This window comes from Janthinobacterium sp. AD80 (assembly GCF_002878455.1).
Classification (GTDB): domain Bacteria; phylum Pseudomonadota; class Gammaproteobacteria; order Burkholderiales; family Burkholderiaceae_D; genus Janthinobacterium.
The window spans coordinates 1-21,589 of sequence record NZ_NRDQ01000040.1 but is presented as its reverse complement, the minus strand read 5'-3'; the positions used below and the strand labels follow the sequence as shown (position 1 = coordinate 21,589).

The window sequence follows — 21,589 nt, the reverse complement described above, 5'->3', positions numbered from 1 at the left end:
ATCTCAGTCGTCTCCCAGCAGCAGGTTGATGATGGCCATCATTGCAGCGGGATTCATTGCCGGCTCGATGGGCGTGACACCCGGATCGGTGCCCGAGCCCGACGTCGGGGCACCGGCCGACACGGTCGGCAGCAGGCTCGAACTGGCGCTGACATCACTCAAGACCGTGGCCGTTTTCAGGCGCCCGAGTATCCAGCTATCGCCGCTGGTATTGTCGGCAAGGTAGTCATTCGTCGCGCGCTTGCTGCTGCTTTGCGCCGGGCCGGAGGTGCTGCTGGTGACCGTCAGAATCTCGCGGGCGTCACCGCTGTTGTTGAACGTGTTGGTGGTCGTCACTGTCGGCAGTGCCACGCCTTCGAGGTCCCAACCCTCTTCCGTACTTTTGTACAGGTAGGCGCGCTGCACCTTGGCGCTGGTGGCGCATGGGGTACTGGGGGTGGCCGATTCCTGCGCACCGGCCGCTGCCGTCTTGTCGCAATAGATGAAGGTGCTGCGGCTGAGCAGTGGTGCGGAGGGCTGATCGAGGGCGCCACGGCGCGTTTCGCTCATACTGGCCGGGCCGGGATTGGGGCCGTGCTGGATGTTCTGCGCGGTGACGGTCAGATACTCGTCGTTGGGCGCGGTATTCTGGATCGCGTTGCTGCGGAATCCCAGCCAGCCGCGGCCGTCATAGGCCATCTTCATGCCGCTGTACGCATATTCGGTCTTTTGCAGGGTGCCGCCAAAGCCGGCATTGGTCGTCACGGTGGCGACGACATAGGTTGGCGTGAGCACGTCGACCATGGGGTACACGGCCGCGTCAGGCGTCCCGCGGTCGCTCTTGTAGCGCGGGCCCAGGCTGCCGGTGTCCGGGTTGGTCAGTGGTACCCAGTTCAAGCTGGTGGTGATGCCATTGCCGGTGCGCACCGACATTAGCTGGTCGGGTGGCATCGGATCCGTCTTGGCGTATAGCTGGTTGCGGCTGGCGTCGTTCGCCGAGGATGGCGCGGCTTTCAGGCGCAGGATTTCGATAGCGCCGCGTCCGCTGAAGTCGCCCAGCACAAAGCGTGCGCTGCCGTCGCTCTTTTGCAGCTGGTCGTTGGTGGTGGTCAGGTTGAAGGCGCCGGCGCTGAAGGTGCCGTCGCCATTGCTCTGATAGATGCGGTTCTGCGAGGGATCGTCTTTCCAGTGCAGGATATCGGCACGGCCATCGCCATTGAAGTCCCCTATCTGAACCCCAGCGGCCTGCAGCGGCCAGTATGCGCCGTCTGCAAGTAATGCCAATCCAGCGCCATTGAGGTTGAAATTCCCCGCAAAGATTTGCCGATATGTACCATCAGACACCAACAGCTTTTGTTCCGCTACGTTTTTGTGCGGAATTAAACAGTCCGAGCGTCCATCGCCATTGAAGTCCATGGCAAACTCGCATCCTATTCCCGCCTGAAGGGTCGGGTCATAGTCGAAATTGCCATCACCTCTGGATAACCAGGTTCCACTGCTGACGACCAGATCAGCCAAGCCATCGCCATTGACATCGGCAATATAAGTATCACGCGGCGTATAGTACCCGGGGTAAGGCTCGGCATACATGGGTACATGTACAAGATTTGTCGACGGCATCTCGATGAAGGTATTATCACGTTGACCCAGGAACACACGGGTACACACTTCGTTCGCGCATTGAGTGATATCGGATGTCGGATAGTTCGCCGTTTTCCCGAAGCCGGGACTAAGGGCTGTGACAACGTCGAGGATGCCGTCGTTGTTCACATCGAGCAGGTAATAATTCCAGCCATTCGAACGCGAAGTACCCTCATAACTAAGGCCTCCAGGACACAAATCCTGCATATCCAGGCGCGTGTCGCAGACGAAATGCTCTTCCTGGACAGCACGTTCCTTGTGTAAATCCACGCCAGTAACATTGACTACGCGGAATGACCCATCACCATTCGATAAGTACAAAATACTTGGAGCGTAACAACCTAGTCCTTCTCCTTGAGTGCGCAAGATATCGGTTAAACCATCGCCATTAAAATCGACTGCGGTGGAGGTATAGCATCCATCGCTCTTGAAGAGATTCTGATTGGTGATATTGAACTGTCCTGCTCCGGTGCCGTTTGGAATGGCAGTAAATGCACCATCGCCATCGCTGCGGAACATCCGGTTTTCGCCAGGCGCGTCGGACCAGCGCAGAATACTGGTACGGCCATTACCAAAGAAGTTACCCGTCAGGACGCCATAATCGCCCTTCGTGCTGGTCATCACCGTAGTCGACAATTCCCCATACTTGAAAGCGTTGATTGGTGTGTAGTTCAATCCGCCACCCGGCGAATAATTAAAGGTGGTGGCCGGCAGGCATTTACTTAGATTGAGATCGGCGCATTCGCGCACCTTGACCAGCCGGCTGCGCACGGTCATCGGACCGTTGTCGTAGTCAAGCTTGATCGATTTGACATGTACCGCATTTGCCGGCCTGGATGGCACATTTCCGGGCCAGTTGATATACGTCGACACCTTGTCGAGCAGCCAGATGCTGACGTTCTTGCCGCCTTGGTGATAGGCTTCCGAGCGATCTTGCATGGTGCCGCGTACCATGTCGGGGCGTTCTGTATATTCGAATACCACGCGGTTAACCGGCTGTTGCCTCGCCGTGCCTGTATAGAGAATTTCTTTCAAGCGCCATTCGTGACCCGGTGTCGCATTGCCGACTGCGGGGCCGCTGCCCCAGGCAACATCACGCTGTTCGTAGCGAAAATCCATATAGTTGCCGACCGTGTCGCTGATGCGGCTGACCGCCCAAGCCGTGATGATTCCCTTGTTGGTCACATTGATGGCAGCCTTGCCTGCCATATCGCCATACTCGTAAATTTGGCCACTCTTCGTCCATACCTTGAAATAGGACGGGCCGTTGGCAGGATCACCATTCGCGCCATACGCACGGATGCGCGCATAGATATCTTTGTCGGTACGGTACTCGCGCACCATGCCCGAACCGCCCAGGCTATCGCCCAGCTGATTCGCCGAGGGATTACCAGAAACGTCCGTCTGGATCAGGCGCTGGCCATCCAGGCACAATTTATCGTTGCCGCCGTACTCGACGCTGCGTGCGACGCCATCGATGCGCTTGTTGCCAGCACAGCGGGTAATGAGGGAGATACCTTGCACGCTCCAGCCATGGCCGACCGGACCATTGATGCCACTGGCGCTATACAGCAGACCGATATTGGGCGTCATGCCGCCGATTCCTGGGGGGACAGCGATCGGCACGGTATAGCTCGGCGTGCCGGCATTGGACACGCTGACGCTCTGCGCATGCGCACCGACGCAAGCTATAAAGAGGGCCGCGCCAATCAAATAACGTTCCAGGAGTCCAACAAGAGGTTTGTTGCCGGTTGTACGCAATGTCATCAATCAATTCTCCGTAGCAGCACGAAGCTATTTGGCGCACAAACAGGGTGGAAAACTGACTCTTCAACTCATCACCTTCCCCGCGCCACGAGACTAGCCCATGCGATATTTTTTGAAGCAATAATTTCGGGATGTTACGCTAAGGCAAATAATAATTGCAAACTAAATATTAAAAAATGGATAAATTTAGAGCTTGCAATATCTTCTGCGAGATGGGAAAAATAGACGACTTGGCGGAAATCATGCTGTATACCCTTGGACTTATCGCGGGCATTAAGAACAAGATTGGATCGAAGAAATGTTGACGAAAAATTCAGGGGAGAACACTTTACAAGCGCCCGTCGTTAGTATCATGGATCGACATACTCGGAAGCAGAAGCCTTGCCTCCCTCATTGGCGCACCAAACCGTAACACGACGCCTGACGTTGACAGCACCACAACCCAGCCGCCCTTGATTGTTATTTGATCAAATGGATTGGATTGATCCGAAACAAACGTCCAAACAGGTTCATGATTTTGCAGCGATTCCAAAACGACTACGCCGATTGAGCCGTGTTCCATAGCCTCTCCGCATTTAACTATGTACTGCCCACCATACAGCTCTTCTTGCGCCAGAATCGCGACATTGAGCCAACCGCCAAGCTCCTGTTTTTCATGTACTCTGGCCATCCAGGTTTCGCGCACTTCGTAGATGTCACCGTTGCTGCACATGAGGCCATTGTAGCTTAGCACCTCCTGATTCCGCCACTTTATTGCCATCACTGTCATTGATTCCATATTTAGAAACGGGCGACTGCACGCCCTGAATTAAACAACATCTACTCTATCGAACGGCTGCTCTTGCAGTAGTTAGCCTCGCTGAAAGTAGCCCAGGAAAATTCGACGCAAAATCGACTTGAGTTCAGAATAGTTGAAGACGATCGTGTTCTTGCCAGTAAAGGCAAGCAAGAAGCAGCGCATGCCCATTCAACGTCCGCTCCTGGCCGATTTCAGCCTACCAGGCGCCCATAGGTATCGCCCGAACCATTCCAGTCAAACTTACTCCAGCCCTTTGAGGGGACAAATATCTCCAAGCCTCTCGCAGCGAGGGCTTCTGCCAAAATTGGAATGTCTACCGGTATGCTTACCTGGCTGGAACCATCAAGTACTAGCGGTCCCAAAATTACCCAATATGGGTGATGAAAACGATCATCATCAGAACCACAGACTTTGAGAGAAGCATTTGCAGCGTAGGCAATGAAATAGCGACTCTCAGGTGGATAATTGAAACTTTCTCTTTCTTCAAATATGTCAAGTCTCAGAGTCTGAAAAATTGCTAACGCAACTTCTTTAAGCGCAGGCAGCGGACTGTGGACAAATATAACTGCGTGCATGGACTGTTTCCGTTAATGATGCATCAAATCGAATGTCCACAGTTGGCCGGATACAGCTAATTTCACTTATTTTCTTTCGATTGAAATGATGCCCGCATGTCTTCGTTCAGCTGTATAAATTCACGTACTAACCTATCGCAAGCTGACTTGCCAGCTTGACACTGCACATTCATTTTGACGGATATCCGTCCGTCATGAGAAACGATAGCTCGTCTGACCAGAGCCGGATAAGCCGGATGGCCTTCTGGAGCAAAGGACCAAATCACATTCATGTCCTGCTCAGTTGCAATTGTCCAGTTACCTTGTTTACTTACTTCGGTACCCGGCTTCGCTCGTAACGCAGCCAAAGCTTCAGACACAGATTTACACTCAATGGCTGACTGTTCCGTCTCGGGCAAAGGGGTTTCCTGAGCATATGCTGAAACGCAAGTAAAAAAAGTAAGAGCCAATAGTCATTGCATGCTCATCTCCGTTGAGTTCTTGAACCGTCCGTTTCTGTCCAATAGCGGCTGGCCGCATCGCCCAAGTGTATATGGCTGTTGCCCCTGGGACAAGCGCGAGGTTTTTGTCAGGCGTTCCAAAAGGGAGTGGCGCGCACGTTTGGCAGATGGCAGCAACAATTCCCGAAAAGGAGTAATATAAATCCATATAAGGAGTCATTATGAATCTTGCCTATGCCTACCCCAAGAGCCGCTTCGAACCGGCGGTGCTGGTTGACCTGAACGCCAAAGCCGAGCGCGAGCGATTGTCGCAAGCGGCATTGAAGGGTTTTTTCAAGCTGGCCGCCGCCTGGAAGCTGCGCGACGACGATGCGCGCGAATTGCTGGGCGGCCTGTCCAGCAGCGCCTATTACGAATGGAAGAAGCACCCGGACCGCGTGCTGGAAGTGGACCGCATCACGCGCATTTCGTATCTATTGGGCATTTATAAAGCGTTGCACATCCTGTACGGCGACAAACTGGCCGATGAATGGGTAAGCTTGCCCAACAAGAATCCCGTATTTGGCGGCCGCACGCCCTTGTCGCAGATGCTCGCTGGCGGCTTGCTGGCCATGCAGACGGTGCGCAAGCTGCTCGATGCGCGGCGCGGAGGGCTGTAATCTTGCCGCCCGCCTCCCATGAACACCTGCCGCCGCTGGCCGCGCTGCGGCAGATCGATACCTGCCGCCTGATCCCGTCGCGCTTTGCCGACATGGAAGACTCCGTGCTGGCGCCGCTGGCCGAAGACGACGCGCACCTGCGCGAGCTGTTTGAACTGGACAACGCGACAAATGCGCGCCTGGTGGCAGAGTACGGCGGCGCGCCAGGAATTGGCGTGGACGAGCTGGTTTTTGGCGTGCCGCACTTTCGCATCATCAACGCCGCCTACACCTACGCCCGTCCGGAAGGGGCGCGTTTCAACGATGGCGAACGGGGCGCCTGGTATTGCGCCTTCGACATGAAGACGGCACTGGCCGAGATCATTTTCCACAAGACCGTGGAATACCAGGAAATTAATTATTTCGACGACAGCGTCAATTACCAGTCGCTGCTGGCGGACTTTTCCGCCAGTTTCCACGACCTGCGCGGCCAGGAGCGCTACCAGGCCTGCCTCGACCCGGCCAGCTACATCGCTTCGCAAGACCTGGCGGCCATCCTGCTCGATGCCGGCTCCATGGGCATCATCTTCCCCAGCACCCGGCTCGCTGGCGGCACCAACCTGGCCTGCTTCCGCCCTGCCCTCGTGGGCAATGTTCGCAAAGGAGCCGCCTATCGGTTAACATGGCGGGGTACGCCAACGCCGCACGTGGAAACCTTGTAAGGCAGACACGCGGCGCGGCATCCGACTCACAGAACATTGATACTTCGCATGCAAACCAACCCTGAAAAAGACACCGAACTGCGCCTTAAAGTCAACAGCGAAACGGCCCGCCTGGCCTGGAGCGAACTGGAAAAACACTTCGCCCAAGGCAACGTCGTCTGGGTCGCCAACGAACTGGACCTGGTAGAAGTGGCCGTGCGCATCTCGCACGACGACAAGGCCACCATTGGCCAATGGATGGCCGACGGCAAGGTCGCCAAGGTCTCCGACCAGCAGGCGTTGGACTGGCAGGCTGCCGACGCCGCGCTGTGGGCCGTCGTCGTCAGCCCGTTTATCCTGGTGCAGCAGGATAAACCCACCAAACACTAAGGGCCGCGGGGCAAGCGCAGCGCCGGGCGGCAAGCATGCGGGGGCGCTGCCGGGCAAGGTCTGCGTACCGCCAGCTACGGCATCGCCTCACCAACTTAGCGCTCAATGACCAATAAAAAATATCTCGCCGCCATGCTGGCCATCGCTTCCCTGATCACTTCCATGCCCGCATCGGCAAACTATACGTGTAGCGGACCGGTAAAAGGCGTGTCGATTAACGGCCTAGGCGCCGTGGTCGCAGAGAGCATCGGGAAAGTGCAATGGGGGTTTCTGTGCAATGTGGAAACGGCCACCAATGGCATCAATCCCGCCACCTGCAAAGTGATGTACGCCACCTTATTGGCGGCACAAGCCAGTGGCCGCAGCGTCACCTTGTGGGTCACCGATTCCGCCACGGTGTGTCCAGACTTGCCCGCGCGCTGGAGCTATGTCAACGGCTTCAATCTTCTTCGCATGGATGACTAGTCATCCCGGACTAGCCACTGCATCTGATACTGGAAAGACAGCCGCCTGCCGGCTCGCACTGGCGATGGCCGTGCATCGCCGCACGACCAGCCGATAGTGGCCGCGCCGCCGCGCCACGTTCGGCACGCCGCTGGCCCTCCATCCCGCACGCCTCCTTGCCGCCCCTCCAGAAGCGACATGGCTATTGCATTTTTTACAAATCGCTATAAAATCACACATTTCCGAAAAACAATATCTCCCAAAATGAATATCAAACACGCAATCCTCATCGGGGCGCTGTGCGCGGCGGCACCGTTGGCCATCGCCGGCCCTGAAAGCGGACCGGTCGGTATTACGTCACTGCGGCCGTATATGAGTGAGCCCGCCAACGGCGAAGCAAGGATTTATATCTCGCTCGATAGTGACGTCTTTTGCGGGACCAACGTTTTTTCGATCGACAATACGCGCCCTGGTTCCAAGCAAGCGTACGCCGCTGCCCTGTCAGCCTTGGTGGCCGGCAAAAAAAACCAGCTGGAAGTCGATGCCTGCGCGGGATGGGGCACGACGCTGCGCTCGCTCTACATTATTCAATAACAGCGCCACGCCAGCCGCGAGGCTGGCATCGGCCGTGCCGTAGCCGCCTGGTCGCGCGGCGATACATGAATGATCATTTCGGAAAAATACTGACTTAAAGGACACTATGCTGCGCAAATTCCTGCTTTCCGCCGTTTTCCTCTGCAGTTCCCTGCCGCTGACACCGGCGCATGCCGGACCCACATGGCAAGAAGGCGAGATATGGGATCACTCGGCAGTCGCCGGCGGCTTGCTGATACGCTTCAATCCCGCCATCACTGCAATGCCCGACAACTGTGCCGGTGCCACGTGGATGTTTATTCCCGAAACGAGCAAGACCATCATCGCCGTCGCCCTGATGTCCATTGCGAGCGGCAATCGCCGCGCGATGGTGTACTCCAGTGGCAATGTGTCGGGGTTCTGCACGGTCACCCAGCTCGACCCCATCAATTAAACCAGGTTTGACAGCCGCAGGACGGCCTGGGAAGCTCGCCCCCGCCGTGCCTGCGCATGCCCCTCCGACACTCACGCGTGCCCCTGCCCCCCCAGGTACGCGGCAATCACCTTCGGATCGGTTTTGAGACTCTGCGCCGGCCCGTGCACGGAAATGCTGCCGTTTTCCAGCACGTAGCCGTAGTCGGCCACGTTCAGGGCGGCGGCGGCGAACTGTTCCACCAGCAGCATGGTCACGCCTTCGGCCTTCAGGCGCGTGATGATGCGGAAGACTTCTTCCACCAGGATGGGCGCCAGGCCCATCGACGGCTCGTCCAGCAGGATCACTTCGGGGTTGAGCATCACGGCGCGGGCCATGGCCAGCATCTGCTGTTCGCCGCCCGACAAGGTGCCGGCCAGCTGGTCGCGCCGCTCCTTCAACCGCGGGAACAGTTCCATGGCCTTGTCCAGGTCGCCCCTGATATCACCTTTCGGGCGCGCCCGCGTAAAACGGGGGAAGGCGCCCAGCAGCAGGTTGTCCGTCACCGACATCGAGGCGAAGACGCGCCGCCCTTCCGGCGAATGGGCCAGGCCGGCGCGGGCGATGCGGTGCGAATCGAGGCCCGTGACGTCCTTGCCGCCCAGGGTGACGGAACCGGATTTCGGTTTCAGCATGCCGGAGATGGCGCGCATGGTGGTGGTCTTGCCGGCGCCGTTCGAGCCGATCAGGGTCACTAGCTTGCCTTTCGGCACATCGAGCGAAATGCCGTGCAGGACTTCGACTTTGCCGTAGGCGGCGTGCAGATTATTGATCGATAACATGGTGTCCCCGTCAGTGAGCTGGTGCGGTGGTGGCGGCGTCGTCGCTGCTGCCGCCCAGGTAGGCTTCGATCACCTTCGGATCGCTCTGGACAAGCGCGGGTGCGCCTTCGGCGATTTTCTGGCCAAAGTCGAGTACCGTCACCACGTCCGACAGCGCCATCACCACGTCCATGTGATGCTCGATCAGGATGATGGTGATGCCATGTTCGCGGATCTTGCGGATGATGGCCATCAGCTCCTTGATGTCGGGCGCCGTCAGGCCCGCGGCCGGTTCGTCGAGCAGCAGCAGGCGCGGGTTGAGGCCCAGCGCGCGGCCGATTTCCAGCAGCCGCTGTTTGCCGTATGGCAGGTTGCGTGCCTCCTCGTCGGCCAGGTCGGCCAGTCCGACGAATTCCAGGATGCTGGCGGCCCGCTCGCGCGCGGCCTTTTCTTCGCGCTTGTAGCGCGGCGTGTGCAGCATCACGTCCAGCACGTTCGACTTGAAGGTGTTGTGCAGGCCCACCAGCACGTTTTCCGTCGCCGTCATCTCGCCGAACAGCTGCACGTTCTGGAAGGTGCGCGCCACGCCGCCCAGGGCGATCTCGGACGGCGTGCGCCCGGAGATCACCACGCCGGCGAATTCCACCTTGCCCGCCGTCGGCTTGTAGATGCCCGTCAGCACGTTCATCATGGTGCTCTTGCCCGAGCCGTTCGGCCCGATCAAGCCATGCACGGAGCCTTGCGTGACGTTCAGGTCCACCTGGTTCAAGGCCTTCAGGCCGCCGAACTGCATCAGCGCCTGCTCCACGCGCAGCAGGGTTTCGCCTTGCGCGCCGCCTTGCGCATGATCAAACGGCGCCACGCCGCTGGACGCCACGGCTTTCACGTGGCGGCGGCCCTTGCCGACAAAGCTCATCAGGAAGCCGACGATGCCGTCCTGCAGGTAGTACACGACAAACAGGGTCATCAGGCCGAAAATGGTCAGGCGCCAGTCGACCATGTTGTCGAGCTTGTAGGAAAACGCAGCCAGGCCGATGGTGGCCACCAGGGGCACGATGACGCCGCGAACGGTCGAGCGTTTTTTCGCCAGCATGAACGCCGAGCCGATCACGCCCAGCACGGCGGCAGCCACGGCGATCTTGCGGAACAGTTCGATATCCGACAGCAAGCTCGGCAGCATGACGACGATCAGGGCGCCGATCAGCGCGCCAGAACGGGTCTTGCGTCCGCCCATGATGACGGCCAGCAGGAACAGAATGGTCAGCTCGAAGTTGTAGGTATTGGGCGAAATATATTCTTCCGAATACGCATACAGGCTGCCGGCCAGGCCCGCGAAGCCGGCGCTGATGACGAAGGCATAGACCTTGTAGCGGTAGACGGACACGCCCATGCAGTCGGACGCGATGGGGCTGTCGCGCAGCGCCTCGAAGGCCCGTCCCAGGTTCGATTTCAGGATGCGGTGCACGACGATCAGCGAAATGAGCATCAGCGCGGCCACCATGTAGTAATACTCGACCTCGCTCAATTTGTGGCCGAAGATGGCGGGCTTGTGGATCTTGATGCCCATCGGCCCTTCCGTCAGGAAGCTCATTTCATTGATCAGGATTTGCACGATGGTGCCGAAGGCCAGCGTGACCATGGCCAGGTACGGGCCCGTCACCCGCAAGGCAGGCAAGGCCAGGATGGCGCCGAACAGGGCCGCGCCCAGGATGCTGGCGGGGATGGCCAGCCAGAACGGCGCGCCCAGCTTGAACACCAGCACGCCCGTGGCATACGAGCCGATGCCGAACAGGCCCGCGTGGCCGAGCGACACCTGCCCCGTGTAGCCGACGACAATGTCGAGGCCGAACAGCAGGATGGCGTAGATCAGGATGGTCTCGGCCAGGTGAATATAGTAGGGATTCGGAATGACGACGGGGAACAGCGCGAGCACGGCCAGTCCCGCCGCGCTCAGCGCCAGCATGGTGATTTTCTTGTTCATGAATCCCTCAGACTTTCTTGATCGCGGCTTTGCCGAACAGGCCGGACGGCTTGATGGCCAGCACCAGCAGCAGCAACAGCAGGCCAGGCACTTCCTTGTAGCCGGTGGAGATGTAATAACCGGTGGTGGTCTCGGCGATGCCCAGGATCAGGCCGCCGACGATGGCGCCCACGCCCGAGGTCAGCCCGCCGATGATGGCCACGGCGAACGCTTTCAGGCCCAGCGAGGCGCCCATGGTCGCGCCCGTCAGGGTCAGCGGCGCCACCAGCACGCCCGCGAAGGCGGCCGTGGCCGACGACAGCGCGTAGGAAAACGTGATGACCATGCCCGTGTTGATGCCCATCAGGCCTGCCGCGTCGCGGTCATTCGCCGTCGCCACGACGGCCTTGCCGTAGATCGACTTTCGGTTGAACACTTCGACGGCCAGCATGATGGCCAGCGCGCCGATGATGACGGCCACCTGCATCTGCTGCACGTTGGCGCCAAACACCTGGAAGGGCGCGGCCGACAGCGGCGACGGGAACATCAGGTCATCCTTGCCCCAGATGTTTTCCGCCACGTTCTTGAAAATGATGGCCAGGGCGATGGTCGACATGATCCAGCCGAATTCGGACTTGATCTTGATGGCGGGCCGCACGCCGATCCACTCGACGAACACGCCCTGCAAGGCGCCGAAGGCGATGACGATGGGGATCATCAGCAGGTAGCTCATGTAGGGGCCGCCGTGGATGCTGCCCACCAGCGACAGGCCCACCAGTGCGCCCAGCATCAGCGATTCGCCCTGGCCGAAATTGAGGGTGCCGGAGGTGGCAAAGGTCAGCTGGTAGCCGAAAGCGATGACGGCATAGATCATGCCCAGCGCGACGCCGCTGAAGACAAGCTGCAGGAAGATTTCCATGGTATTCCCCGAAGGACGGAAGATAAAAAAATGGCCAGTCCTGATTCCTCAAGGCTGGCCACTGCGCGGCGACTGTCCGCCAGGCTTATTTCGCGAGGACGACTTTGCCGTCCTTGACTTCGCCAAATACGGTCAGGTCGGCCGTGATCGCTTCATGGTTGGTTTTGCTGAAGGGCTTGTTGTACGTGGTGACGGCGCCTTCCACTTTTTCCGTCAGGTTTTCCAGCGCGGCGCGCACTTTCGGGCCATCCGTGCCGCCCGCCTGCTTGATGGCGGCGGCCAGCAGGTAGATGGAGTCGTAGCCTTGCGCAGCCGACACGGCGGACGGCATGCGGCCGCCCGACGGCTTGTAGGCGGCGACATAGGCGTCGATGAAGGCCTTGCGTTTTGGCGTGCTGGCGTCCTGGATGAAGGTTTGCGGCATGCGCGTGCCGTCGCCATTCTTGCCCGCGTTATCGATGAAGTTACCCATGGCCAGGGTCCAGCTGCCGATCAGCGGCACTTTCCAGCCCAGCTTTTCCATGCCGTTGGCAATCTGCGCCAGTTCCGGGCCGATGCCGTAGGTCAGCACCACTTCCGCGCCCGCCTGCTTGGCTTTCAGCAACTGGGCCGTCATGTCGACGTCCTTGATATTGTATTTTTCCACGGTGACGGGCTTGATGCCCTTCGCGTCGAGGGCTTTTTCCAGGTCGGCGCGGCCCAGCTGGCCGTAGTTGGTGGAGTCGGCCAGGATCGCCACTTTCTTGAACTTGCGGCGGTCGACGGCTTCCTCGACGATCATGTGCGACTGGATCTGGTCGTTGGCGGCGTTGCGGAAAATGTAGTTTTCAGGCTGGTCGGCAAACTGCTTGGTGACGATGGAACCGGTCGCCACATTGTTGATCACGGGGATCTTCGCTTCCTGGTAGAAACGTTGCGACGCCAGCGCCACGCCCGTATTGATATAGCCGACGGTGGCGGCGACCTTTTCCTTGTTGATCAGTTCCTGGGCGATTTGCACGCCGCGTTCGTTCTTGGCCTCGTCGTCGCGCTCGATCAGCAACAGCGAACGGCCCATGACGCCGCCCTTGGCATTGATTTCCGCGACGGCCAGTTTCACGCCGTCACGCATCGACACGCCCATCGGCGCGGAACCGCCCGTGAACGGCCCGGAGACGCCGATCTTGATGGGGTCGGCTGCGGCTGCCGCTTGCGAGAAACCCAAAACCAAACTTGCCACGAGCAATTTCTGTTTCAAATTCATTGTCATCTCCTGTAATACAACGTTTTTAATGCCACTTATTTTTATAGTCGTACGCTGGATAACCGCCCCATCGATAAATCATTGTAGGTTAGTAAACATGCTCCAGCAACAACAACATATGACGCGTCGCAGCATGCGAAAAAGCCGACGTTGTCAGCCTTTTGTAAGGAAAATATGACGCAAATTGACACAGCTTGCGCCAACGGCGAACAGTGCTGTGGCATAGCGGGACAGTGCGATATGAGCGAACTGGGCAATTAACAAGATACTGATCTGGCGCAAGATTGCCACCGTCCAGCATGCTAAGTTCGGCCATGCCTGCGCGTACACGCGGGTCCGATCAGCCACTCCCACCGCCTGGAGGCGATATGCAGCACCCGCAGACATTCCCCGTTTCCACCCTGCTGTGCGTCACCCTGTCAAGCCTGCTGCTGGGCGGCTGCGCCAGCAACCTGGCGCCTGTGCGCAGCTTCGCCACCCAGACACAGAAAGTGGCCGTGCACTTCGAGCCCATGGTCGCGGGCAGCGTGCACAGCTGCATGGACAAGTCCATGCGCAAGCGCCTGATCCTGGCGGAGCGTTTCGATGCGCAAGCCAGCGAACATGCGGCGCGCAGCGATTGCGCCGCCATCGCCGAGGCCAGCGTGCCGATCGCCACGCTGAATGCACTGCTGCTGCGCTATGCGCACACGCTGGCCGCGCTGGCCGACGAGCAGTTGCCCGTGTACACGGAGGAACTGACGGGACTGGGCACTTCGCTGGGCGGCCTGGCGCAGCCGGGCACGGGCGCCCCCCTGCTCGACGCAGACAAGCTGGCGAAAGTGGTCAAACTGAGCGACCTGCTGGGCCGCCTGGGCACGCAGCGGCTGCAAAAATCGGCCTTGCGCGAGCTGCTCGATCAGCAGGAAGCCGTCGCCATCGTCAGCAATGCGCTCAAGGAATATGCCCAGCGCAGCTACCGCGCGGGGCTGCAGGACGAGCTGCGCGACCTGGCCCTGCTGCGTGGCGCCGTCGATGGCAGCGCGCAGCGCGAACCGCTGGCCGCCAATTACGTGCGCACGCGGCTGTACCTGGAGGGACTGCAGTTGCAGGAAAGGGAAAAGATCGTTGCCACCTACGTGCAAGCCGTCGACGCGCTGCAGGCCAGCGTGGCCGCGTTGCGGGCCAATCTCGACCGTTTGCAGGCGCCGGAACTGGAGCGGCAGCTGGCGCAGTTTGCCCGCCACGCCGATACCCTGCAACGGCAAGCCGCCTATTACGCCCCTGCCCGCTGGTAAATGGCCGCCCCACTGGAGAATCCCATGCCCGAATTGACCGAACTGCCGAAGGAAGAGTATTTCGCCATCGCCGACAGCCTGGCCCAGGCGTCGAGCCTGGTGCTGGAATTGCGCATCCGCGCACGTGAATCGCTGGCGCCGGAAGAAAGCGCGCGGCTGGAAAACTATGAACAGCACCTGGACCAGATGGTGGCCCTGTTCCGCGCGTTCGGCATCACGCTGATCGCCGAAGGCGCCGAACAGGCACGCGCCGACATCGACGCCGCCATCGCCAAAGGCAAGCTGCAGCTCAAGCGCATCGCCGACGTCAAGGCAGCCATCAGCGCGGCAGCCAAGCTGGTCGACCTGGGCGCCGCCATCCTGTCGCGCGACCCGTTCGCCATCGGCGAAGCGGCGGCCAGCCTGCGGGCCAAGCCGAAGAAGGCAGAGAATAGCTAGGGCTCGGGCGGGCGGTGCCCCATCGCGTGCGTGGCCATTTTCAGGTACAAATTCGCCTGTGCCTCGTTGTGCGCGTAGCCCATGCGCCCTTCGGCCAGGGCGACGGATTTCTGCTGCAGCGCTTCCGGATACTCAAGGTCGCAGGCGGCATCGAGCCAATGGCGCGCACGCGCTTCATCGCTGTCTTGCAGCATGTTCGCCAGGATAAACATGGCGGGCGCCACGCCCCGTTGCGCGGCCTGCTCCAGCCGGCGCATGGCGGCGGCATTGTCCTGCGGCCCGCCCATGCCGTTTTTCAGCATAAGCCCCAGGTAATACGCGGCCGCACCGCCGCCCTGCCCCGCCGCATGCTCGAACAGGGCACGCGCCTGCGGCTGGGATGCCGGCCCCGCGCGCATCAGCAGCTTGGCCTGGGCCGTGATATCCGGCGCCGGCGACGCTGCCACCGGTGCCGCCAAGGCGGCGGCCAGCAGCACGTTTGACAGCATCATTTCGACAAATCGAGCTGGTACAGCGCAAAGCCCTTGCCGGCGCCATCGTCAGCCTTTAACTGCGTCACATTGCCGATGCCGGCCGCTTTCGCCAGCTCGATCACGTTGGGCGCCGAATGGAACACCACGGGGCCCTTGGTGGCAACTTTGGCGAAACGCCAGCTGCGCGCCGAACCGTTTTTCGCCCGCGTCAGGTTTTTTTCCTGCGTGACGTAGGCGATCAACAGTTCGCGGTTGTTGTCGGGCGAGGCCACCACCGTCTTGCTGCCATCAAGACCAGGGAAATTGCCGCCGCCGCTGGCGCGGTAGTTATTTGTCGCAATCAGGAATTCCTGGCCCGCGTCCACCGGCTTGCCCTTGTATGTCAAACCCTTGATGCGCTGGCCGGGCTGCTGCGTGATGTCGATCTGGTAGCGCACGTCGGCGCTGGTGATGGCGTCGAAGTTGTAGCTCGGATGGGCCGTGTTGACCAGCTCCTGCGCTTCCAGCTTGTTCGGGTCGATGGTGTTGAAACGCTGCGCCGACTGTTCCAGCCAGGCCTTCAGTTCCGCGCCATTCATCTTCACGCCGTACAGCGCGTTCGGATACAGGTACAGGTCGGCCGCGTTATTCAGCGCCACATTGCCCGCCTTGACGTCCGTGTAGTCGGACACGCCGGCCGAACCGCTCTTGAATGGCGACGACATCGACAACACGGGCAGGTGCGCGTACTGCGGCAGGTTCGCCTTCACATACGTAGCCAGGTAGCCGGCCTGCGCCTGGTTCACCACTTCGATGGCGCTGACGTCGCCCACGTCGGCAAAGTAGGTGGACATGCGGAAGTCCGTCCTGCCCACCGGCGTCTGCACGTAGGCGATCGTCGCCGCGTGTTCCTCGGCCACCAGTTTGGCGATGGCAGGATCGGGCTGCACGTAACTCTTCTCGGCGTTCTGGATGCCGCGCGCTTCCACCGTGGTGGCGCTCTTGTCGATGAGCCACTGCTTGCCGTCGTGGCGCAAGCGCAGGCCGATGACACCCAGGTGCTTGCCCCACAAATTGGCCATCACGGTGGGCACGCCGTTCACCAGGCCACGGGCCTTGTCGACGCCGGGCAAATTAAACTGCGGCACCGTGCTGGCGGCGTTCGGGAACAGCTGGTGCGAATGGCCGATCAGCATGGCATCCACGCCAGGCACTTGCGACAGGTAGTAATTGCCGTTTTCCATGCTCGGCGAATACGGACTGTCATCCAGGCCGCCGTGCGAAATGGCCACCACCAGTTCGGCGCCCTTGGCGCGCATCTCGGGGATGAATTTTTCCGCCGTCTCGCGCACGCCCTGGGTGTAGACCCGGCCTTCCAGCCAGCGCTTGTCCCAGGCCATGATGGTCGGCGGCGCGAAGCTGATGATGCCGACCTTCACGGTGCTGGTGATGGCCTTGCCATCGGGGCCGGTGGCCGTGATCTGCTTGTCGATGATGTGATACGGCGCGAACAGCGGCTTGCCGCTCTTCACGCTGTAGACGTTGGCCAGCACTTGCGGGAACGCGGGGCCGGCGCAGCGCGGCTTGGCGGCATCGACGCTGTCGACGTCGAACTGGTTGCCCGTCACCTGGCTCAAAAACGCCAGGCCGTAGTTGAATTCATGGTTGCCGATGCCGCCGCCGTCCACTTTCAGCAGGTTCATGGCCTTGTAGATGGCCAGCGTCTGGTCGCAGGCCAGCGGTTTGACGAGGGCCTGGTAGTCGGCCAGCGCCGTGCCCTGGATGGTGTCGCCATTGTCGAGCAAGAGCGTGTTCGGGAACTCGGCCCGCGCCTGCGCGATCAGGGCCGCCGTGCGTTCCAGGCCGATCGACGGCTCCGCCTGCAGCTTGTAGTAATCATAACTGAGCACGTTGGCGTGCAAGTCCGTCGTCTCCAGCAGGGCCAGGGTAGCGCTGCTGCCTGCCTGCGCGGCGGCCAGCGGGTGGGCCGGCCCGGTGGCGGCGGGCGGCAAGGCGCCACAGCCGGCCAGCAGCAGCGGCAGCAGGGCAAGGCGGGGAAGTTGGCTCATGAGGTGTTCCTGTTGAAAGACAATATCGCCAGCATCATACGCAGCACGCCAGCCCCTATCAAGGCATAAATATTGTCGCAAATACAGCAAAACAGCGATTTTATTGCCCCTGACGCCAGCGATTCGGCGCCACTGGCATGGGAAACGGCCCGCGCTCGCGTATAATTCAGGGTTTGATTTCACCATAGAAGACCAGAACATTATGGAAGCCGAACGCATCAACGCCATCTCCGCCCTGCTCAACGACCTGACCGTCCGCGAAGCCGAACTTCGGAGGTATCTTTGACTTCACTGTCAAGTCGGAGAAACTAGAGCAAGTCAACGAAGAACTGGAAGATCCAACCGTCTGGAACGATCCCAAGCGCGCCCAGGATCTCGGTAAAGAAAAGAAGGCGCTGGAAGCCATCGTCTTTACCCTGACCAAGGCCGATGCCGACCTGCGCGACACCCGCGACCTGTTCGACATGGCCCGCGAAGAAGGCGACGACGAGACCCTGGAAGCGATCGAGCAGGACGTGCAGGAGATCCGCAAGGTCATCGAAAGCATGGAATTCCGCCGGATGTTCAACAATCCGATGGACCCGAACAACTGCTTCATCGACATCCAGGCCGGTGCCGGCGGTACGGAAGCCCAGGACTGGGCCTCGATGCTGCTGCGCCAGTACCTGCGCTACTGTGAACGCAAGGGTTTTAAAGTTGAAATCCTCGAGCAGTCCGATGGCGAGGTGGCCGGCATCAAGACGGCCACCCTGAAGGTCGAGGGCGATCACGCCTATGGCTTCCTGCGCACGGAAACGGGCGTGCACCGCCTGGTGCGCAAGTCGCCGTTCGACTCGGCCAACGGCCGCCACACTTCGTTTACGTCGCTGTTCGTGTATCCGGAAGTCGATGATTCGATCGAGATCGACGTCAACCCGGCCGATATCCGCGTCGATACCTACCGCGCGTCGGGCGCCGGTGGTCAGCACATCAACAAAACCGACTCCGCCGTGCGCATGACCCACGCGCCGACCGGCATCGTGGTGCAGTGCCAGAACGACCGTTCGCAGCACCGCAACCGCGCCGAAGCGATGGAAATGCTGAAAGCCAAACTGTACGAACATGAGCTGCGCAAGCGCATGAGCGAACAGCAGAAGCTGGAAGACTCGAAGACCGACGTGGGCTGGGGTCACCAGATCCGTTCTTACGTGCTGGACCAGTCCCGCATCAAGGACTTGCGCACCGGCTTCGAGACGGGCAACACCAAAGGCGTGCTCGATGGCGACATCGACGACTTCATCTCCGCCTCGCTGAAACAGGGCGTGTAAGCATGACCGCCTCCGCCCCAGCGCCGGCGCAGCGTGCCTTCCTGTTCGACATGGATGGCACGATCGTCGACAACATGGCCTACCACACGCAATCGTGGCTGGCGTTCTTTGAACGCCAGGGCCATGCGCTGGACGCGGACGCGTTTTTCCGCGACACGGCGGGACGGCAGGGTCACGAAATCATCGCCAAGTACCTGGGCGAGGATGCCGACCACGTTACCCTGCTGGCGCAAAAGGAAGTCGTCTACCGCGAACTGTATGGCCCACATTTGGCGACAGTCGCCGGTTTCGACCGGCTGATCGCCAGCGCGCGCCAGCATGGCGTGGCGCTGGTGGTCGGCACGGCCGCGCCGATCGAGAATATCGCGTTCACGCTCGACGGCCTGGACCTGCGCCACCGCTTCGACGCCATCGTCGGCGCCGCCGACGTGGAACGGGGCAAGCCGCACCCGGACGTTTTCCTCAAGGGCGCGCAGCTGGCCGGCGCGCAGCCGCAGCACTGCATCGTCTTTGAAGACGCGCCCCTGGGCGTGGAAGCGGCGCGCCGCGCCGGCATGCGCGTCGTGGTGCTCACCACCACCCTGCCGGCTGAAGCGTTTGCCGCCTTCGACAACGTGATCGCCATCGTGCCGGATTTCTCCGCGCTCGACGTCGACGCACTGTTTGCCAGCGTGGCGCCAGCGCTGGCACCACATCATCAATAATCACCAACGAAGAACATCATGACTACGGATATCCAAGAACAAGCCGCCGCCCCCGATGAAAACAAGATCATCGCCGAGCGCCGCGCCAAGCTGGCCGCACTGCGCGAACAAGGCGTCGCCTTCCCGAACGATTTCCGCCCTGAGCACAAGGCGGCCGATCTGCACGCGCAATACGACGGCAAGTCGCGCGAAGAGCTGGAAGAAAACCCCGTACACGTGGTGCTGGCCGGCCGCATGATGCTCAAGCGCGAAGCCGGCAAGAAAGCCGCTTTCGCCACCCTGCAAGACGCTTCCGGCCCGAAGGCCGATGGCCGCATCCAGATCTACGCCACGCTTGATCTCACCGGCGAAGCGGCGATGGCCGCCCTGCACCACTACGACCTGGGCGATATCCTGGGCGTGCAAGGCACCCTGTTCAAGACCAAGACGGATGAACTGACCATCAAGGTCACGCAACTGCGCCTGATCACCAAGTCGCTGCGCCCGCTGCCGGACAAATTCCACGGCCTGGCCGACCAGGAAACGAAATATCGCCAGCGCTACGTCGACCTGATCATGAACGAAGAGACGCGCCGCACCTTCAAGGCGCGTACCGCCGCCATCTCGTCGATCCGCCGCTTCATGGAAAAGAACGAATTCATGGAAGTGGAAACGCCGATGCTGCACACCATCCCTGGCGGCGCCGCGGCCAAGCCGTTCATTACGCACCACAATGCGCTCGACATGCAAATGTTCCTGCGTATCGCGCCCGAGCTGTACCTGAAGCGCCTGGTGGTGGGCGGCTTTGACCGCGTGTTCGAGATCAACCGCAACTTCCGCAACGAAGGCGTGTCGATCCGTCACAACCCTGAATTCACGATGATGGAATTCTACGCGGCCTACACCGACTACAAATGGCTGATGGATTTCACCGAAGCCGTCATCCGCCAGGCCGCCATCGACGCGCACGGCACCGCCACCCTGACCTACGGCGGCCGCGAACTGGATCTGGCAAAACCGTTCCACCGCCTGACCATCGTCGAAGCGATCAACAAGTACGCGCCGGGCTACACGCCGGAGCAGCTGAACTCTGCGGACTTCATCAAGGAAGAGCTGAAGAAATTCGGCGTCAAGCCGTTCGCCACGGCCGGCCTGGGCGCGCTGCAACTGGCGCTGTTCGAAGAAACGGCTGAAGCGCAGCTGTGGGAACCGACCTACATCATCGACTACCCGGTCGAAGTGTCGCCACTGGCGCGCGCTTCCGACACGGTGGCCGGCATCACCGAGCGCTTTGAGCTGTTCATGGTGGGCCGCGAGATCGCCAACGGCTTCTCCGAGTTGAACGATGCGGAAGACCAGTCGGCCCGCTTCCTGGCGCAAGTCGCTGCCAAGGATGCAGGCGATGAAGAAGCGATGTTCTACGACGCCGACTACATCCGCGCGCTGGAATACGGCATGCCGCCAGCCGGCGGCTGCGGCATCGGCATCGACCGCCTGATGATGATCATCACGGATTCGCCGAACATCCGTGACGTGCTGCTGTTCCCTCACCTGCGCCGCGAAGAATGATGAACACCTGAAAAATCTACTGCGCGTCGCGATTTGCGGCCTGCGATGCTCACTGTGCGAAAGCACAGTTGCGCTTCTTAGCCGCAACTCGCATCCGCTCGCTACGATTTTTCAGGCGTTCGATGCCTCAAGGCAAAAAAAGCCGCCTGATCTTGCGATCAGGCGGCTTTTTTTAACCCCAACAGCAAGGGCCGGGGTCTGCCCCTCAGGGTGTATAGCCGGGACACATAGGTAACACTTGTCGGGAGACATGGGTAACACCTTTTATGATGATTGCACCGCCACGAACTGGAGCGTGCAATGCCCTGGAAGGAAACCACCCTCATGTCTACCCGACTGGAATTTGTCCTGCTGACACAGCAGCCAGGCGCCAATATCGCGGCGCTGTGCCGCAACTTTGGCATCAGCCGCAAGACGGCGTATAAGTGGCTGGAACGCCACCGCGGGCAAGGCAACAGCGGTCTACAGGATCGATCGCGTCGCCCACATGCT

General features: G+C 60.3%; 22 protein-coding genes. 12 read left to right on the top strand and 10 right to left on the bottom strand.

The genetic code is table 11. The features are described 5' to 3' along the window. Positions 1-3: 3 nt before the first annotated feature. The 4 genes from JaAD80_RS10090 to JaAD80_RS30255 all read right to left on the bottom strand — a co-directional run bounded on the left by JaAD80_RS10090 (position 4) and on the right by JaAD80_RS30255 (position 5,159). Entirely contained in the window at positions 4-3,387 is a 3,384-nt protein-coding gene (locus JaAD80_RS10090; protein ID WP_102294048.1) for an FG-GAP-like repeat-containing protein, read from the bottom strand. A gap of 328 nt (positions 3,388-3,715) precedes the next feature. Further along, positions 3,716-4,156 (bottom strand): hypothetical protein, encoded by a 441-nt coding sequence (locus JaAD80_RS10085; protein WP_102294047.1) that lies wholly within the window; start codon positions 4,154-4,156, stop codon positions 3,716-3,718. Positions 4,157-4,377: 221 nt separating this feature from the next. Then, positions 4,378-4,761 carry a hypothetical protein gene (locus tag JaAD80_RS30260; protein WP_146012337.1) on the bottom strand — a complete coding sequence of 128 codons (384 nt, stop codon included), beginning with the start codon at positions 4,759-4,761 and terminating at the stop codon, positions 4,378-4,380. A gap of 62 nt (positions 4,762-4,823) precedes the next feature. Next, the gene (locus JaAD80_RS30255) at positions 4,824-5,159 is read right to left on the bottom strand and encodes a molecular chaperone DnaJ (protein ID WP_146012336.1); all 336 of its coding nucleotides are present in this window, start codon (positions 5,157-5,159) and stop codon (positions 4,824-4,826) included. Positions 5,160-5,422: 263 nt separating this feature from the next. Here JaAD80_RS30255 and JaAD80_RS10080 point away from each other — a divergent pair, with 263 nt between their 5' ends. From JaAD80_RS10080 to JaAD80_RS10055, 6 genes are all read left to right on the top strand, one after another. Then, entirely contained in the window at positions 5,423-5,860 is a 438-nt protein-coding gene (locus JaAD80_RS10080; protein WP_034755432.1) for an MbcA/ParS/Xre antitoxin family protein, read from the top strand. A 2-nt stretch (positions 5,861-5,862) separates the two neighbouring features. Next, the gene (locus JaAD80_RS10075) at positions 5,863-6,561 is read left to right on the top strand and encodes an RES family NAD+ phosphorylase (RefSeq protein WP_258002907.1); all 699 of its coding nucleotides are present in this window, start codon (positions 5,863-5,865) and stop codon (positions 6,559-6,561) included. 48 nt (positions 6,562-6,609) lie between these two features. Beyond that, the gene (locus tag JaAD80_RS10070; protein ID WP_102294046.1) at positions 6,610-6,930 is read left to right on the top strand and encodes a DUF2288 domain-containing protein; all 321 of its coding nucleotides are present in this window, start codon (positions 6,610-6,612) and stop codon (positions 6,928-6,930) included. Positions 6,931-7,035: 105 nt separating this feature from the next. After that, positions 7,036-7,395: a hypothetical protein gene (locus JaAD80_RS10065; RefSeq protein WP_102294045.1), complete on the top strand. Its 360-nt coding sequence runs from the start codon at positions 7,036-7,038 to the stop codon at positions 7,393-7,395. Positions 7,396-7,572: 177 nt separating this feature from the next. Beyond that, positions 7,573-7,968: a hypothetical protein gene (locus tag JaAD80_RS10060; protein WP_219726806.1), complete on the top strand. Its 396-nt coding sequence runs from the start codon at positions 7,573-7,575 to the stop codon at positions 7,966-7,968. A gap of 106 nt (positions 7,969-8,074) precedes the next feature. Beyond that, on the top strand, positions 8,075-8,401 hold the full coding sequence (locus tag JaAD80_RS10055) for a hypothetical protein (protein WP_102294043.1): 327 nt from the start codon (positions 8,075-8,077) through the stop codon (positions 8,399-8,401). A 71-nt stretch (positions 8,402-8,472) separates the two neighbouring features. Here JaAD80_RS10055 and JaAD80_RS10050 read toward each other — a convergent pair whose 3' ends face one another. From JaAD80_RS10050 to JaAD80_RS10035, 4 genes are all read right to left on the bottom strand, one after another. After that, positions 8,473-9,201 carry an ABC transporter ATP-binding protein gene (locus JaAD80_RS10050; protein WP_102294042.1) on the bottom strand — a complete coding sequence of 243 codons (729 nt, stop codon included), beginning with the start codon at positions 9,199-9,201 and terminating at the stop codon, positions 8,473-8,475. 10 nt (positions 9,202-9,211) lie between these two features. Next, positions 9,212-11,161, bottom strand: coding sequence for an ATP-binding cassette domain-containing protein (locus JaAD80_RS10045; protein WP_102294041.1), 1,950 nt, complete (start codon positions 11,159-11,161; stop codon positions 9,212-9,214). Positions 11,162-11,168: 7 nt separating this feature from the next. Beyond that, entirely contained in the window at positions 11,169-12,059 is an 891-nt protein-coding gene (locus JaAD80_RS10040; protein WP_071323239.1) for a branched-chain amino acid ABC transporter permease, read from the bottom strand. Positions 12,060-12,144: 85 nt separating this feature from the next. Beyond that, positions 12,145-13,302: an ABC transporter substrate-binding protein gene (locus tag JaAD80_RS10035; RefSeq protein WP_102294040.1), complete on the bottom strand. Its 1,158-nt coding sequence runs from the start codon at positions 13,300-13,302 to the stop codon at positions 12,145-12,147. 368 nt (positions 13,303-13,670) lie between these two features. Between JaAD80_RS10035 and JaAD80_RS10030 the strand changes: the two genes are divergently transcribed. Further along, a complete protein-coding gene (locus JaAD80_RS10030) occupies positions 13,671-14,579 on the top strand; it encodes a hypothetical protein (protein WP_102294039.1) in 909 nt (302 codons plus the stop codon). A gap of 24 nt (positions 14,580-14,603) precedes the next feature. After that, positions 14,604-15,017, top strand: a complete 414-nt coding sequence (locus tag JaAD80_RS10025) for a hypothetical protein (protein ID WP_146012335.1) — start codon at positions 14,604-14,606, stop codon at positions 15,015-15,017. On the opposite strand, the gene JaAD80_RS10020 is transcribed toward JaAD80_RS10025, so the two are convergent. Both JaAD80_RS10020 and JaAD80_RS10015 read right to left on the bottom strand, forming a co-directional pair. Beyond that, on the bottom strand, positions 15,014-15,508 hold the full coding sequence (locus JaAD80_RS10020; RefSeq protein ID WP_102294037.1) for a tetratricopeptide repeat protein: 495 nt from the start codon (positions 15,506-15,508) through the stop codon (positions 15,014-15,016). The genes JaAD80_RS10025 and JaAD80_RS10020 overlap by 4 nt on opposite strands. After that, on the bottom strand, positions 15,505-17,538 hold the full coding sequence (locus JaAD80_RS10015) for a bifunctional 2',3'-cyclic-nucleotide 2'-phosphodiesterase/3'-nucleotidase (protein ID WP_102294036.1): 2,034 nt from the start codon (positions 17,536-17,538) through the stop codon (positions 15,505-15,507). The genes JaAD80_RS10020 and JaAD80_RS10015 overlap by 4 nt, the downstream gene beginning before the upstream one ends. A 202-nt stretch (positions 17,539-17,740) precedes the next feature. Here JaAD80_RS10015 and prfB point away from each other — a divergent pair. The 4 genes from prfB to JaAD80_RS09990 form a co-directional block, all read left to right on the top strand. Next, positions 17,741-18,845 (top strand): peptide chain release factor 2 gene (prfB, locus tag JaAD80_RS10005; RefSeq protein ID WP_139176255.1). Its coding sequence is split into 2 segments (ribosomal slippage): positions 17,741-17,821 and positions 17,823-18,845, totalling 1,104 coding nucleotides; the frame shifts between segments, so codons are not numbered across the junction. A 2-nt stretch (positions 18,846-18,847) separates the two neighbouring features. Beyond that, on the top strand, positions 18,848-19,549 hold the full coding sequence (locus JaAD80_RS10000) for an HAD family phosphatase (RefSeq protein WP_102294034.1): 702 nt from the start codon (positions 18,848-18,850) through the stop codon (positions 19,547-19,549). A gap of 18 nt (positions 19,550-19,567) precedes the next feature. Next, positions 19,568-21,097: a lysine--tRNA ligase gene (lysS, locus tag JaAD80_RS09995; RefSeq protein WP_102294033.1), complete on the top strand. Its 1,530-nt coding sequence runs from the start codon at positions 19,568-19,570 to the stop codon at positions 21,095-21,097. Positions 21,098-21,421: 324 nt separating this feature from the next. Then, positions 21,422-21,589 (top strand): helix-turn-helix domain-containing protein (locus tag JaAD80_RS09990; protein WP_258002908.1); only part of this gene is annotated, 168 nt, incomplete at its 3' end.

What these genes read in the sequence shown, in the direction of transcription:
- JaAD80_RS10090 (WP_102294048.1), bottom strand. Translation starts at nt 3,387, where the DNA reads ATGACATTGCGTACAACCGGCAACAAACCTCTTGTTGGACTCCTGGAA.
- JaAD80_RS10085 (WP_102294047.1), bottom strand. Translation starts at nt 4,156, where the DNA reads ATGACAGTGATGGCAATAAAGTGGCGGAATCAGGAGGTGCTAAGCTAC.
- JaAD80_RS30260 (WP_146012337.1), bottom strand. Translation starts at nt 4,761, where the DNA reads ATGCACGCAGTTATATTTGTCCACAGTCCGCTGCCTGCGCTTAAAGAA.
- JaAD80_RS10080 (WP_034755432.1), top strand. Translation starts at nt 5,423, where the DNA reads ATGAATCTTGCCTATGCCTACCCCAAGAGCCGCTTCGAACCGGCGGTG.
- JaAD80_RS10070 (WP_102294046.1), top strand. Translation starts at nt 6,610, where the DNA reads ATGCAAACCAACCCTGAAAAAGACACCGAACTGCGCCTTAAAGTCAAC.
- JaAD80_RS10065 (WP_102294045.1), top strand. Translation starts at nt 7,036, where the DNA reads ATGACCAATAAAAAATATCTCGCCGCCATGCTGGCCATCGCTTCCCTG.
- JaAD80_RS10060 (WP_219726806.1), top strand. Translation starts at nt 7,573, where the DNA reads ATGGCTATTGCATTTTTTACAAATCGCTATAAAATCACACATTTCCGA.
- JaAD80_RS10055 (WP_102294043.1), top strand. Translation starts at nt 8,075, where the DNA reads ATGCTGCGCAAATTCCTGCTTTCCGCCGTTTTCCTCTGCAGTTCCCTG.
- JaAD80_RS10050 (WP_102294042.1), bottom strand. Translation starts at nt 9,201, where the DNA reads ATGTTATCGATCAATAATCTGCACGCCGCCTACGGCAAAGTCGAAGTC.
- JaAD80_RS10045 (WP_102294041.1), bottom strand. Translation starts at nt 11,161, where the DNA reads ATGAACAAGAAAATCACCATGCTGGCGCTGAGCGCGGCGGGACTGGCC.
- JaAD80_RS10040 (WP_071323239.1), bottom strand. Translation starts at nt 12,059, where the DNA reads ATGGAAATCTTCCTGCAGCTTGTCTTCAGCGGCGTCGCGCTGGGCATG.
- JaAD80_RS10035 (WP_102294040.1), bottom strand. Translation starts at nt 13,302, where the DNA reads ATGAATTTGAAACAGAAATTGCTCGTGGCAAGTTTGGTTTTGGGTTTC.
- JaAD80_RS10030 (WP_102294039.1), top strand. Translation starts at nt 13,671, where the DNA reads ATGCAGCACCCGCAGACATTCCCCGTTTCCACCCTGCTGTGCGTCACC.
- JaAD80_RS10025 (WP_146012335.1), top strand. Translation starts at nt 14,604, where the DNA reads ATGCCCGAATTGACCGAACTGCCGAAGGAAGAGTATTTCGCCATCGCC.
- JaAD80_RS10020 (WP_102294037.1), bottom strand. Translation starts at nt 15,508, where the DNA reads ATGATGCTGTCAAACGTGCTGCTGGCCGCCGCCTTGGCGGCACCGGTG.
- JaAD80_RS10015 (WP_102294036.1), bottom strand. Translation starts at nt 17,538, where the DNA reads ATGAGCCAACTTCCCCGCCTTGCCCTGCTGCCGCTGCTGCTGGCCGGC.
- JaAD80_RS10000 (WP_102294034.1), top strand. Translation starts at nt 18,848, where the DNA reads ATGACCGCCTCCGCCCCAGCGCCGGCGCAGCGTGCCTTCCTGTTCGAC.
- lysS (WP_102294033.1), top strand. Translation starts at nt 19,568, where the DNA reads ATGACTACGGATATCCAAGAACAAGCCGCCGCCCCCGATGAAAACAAG.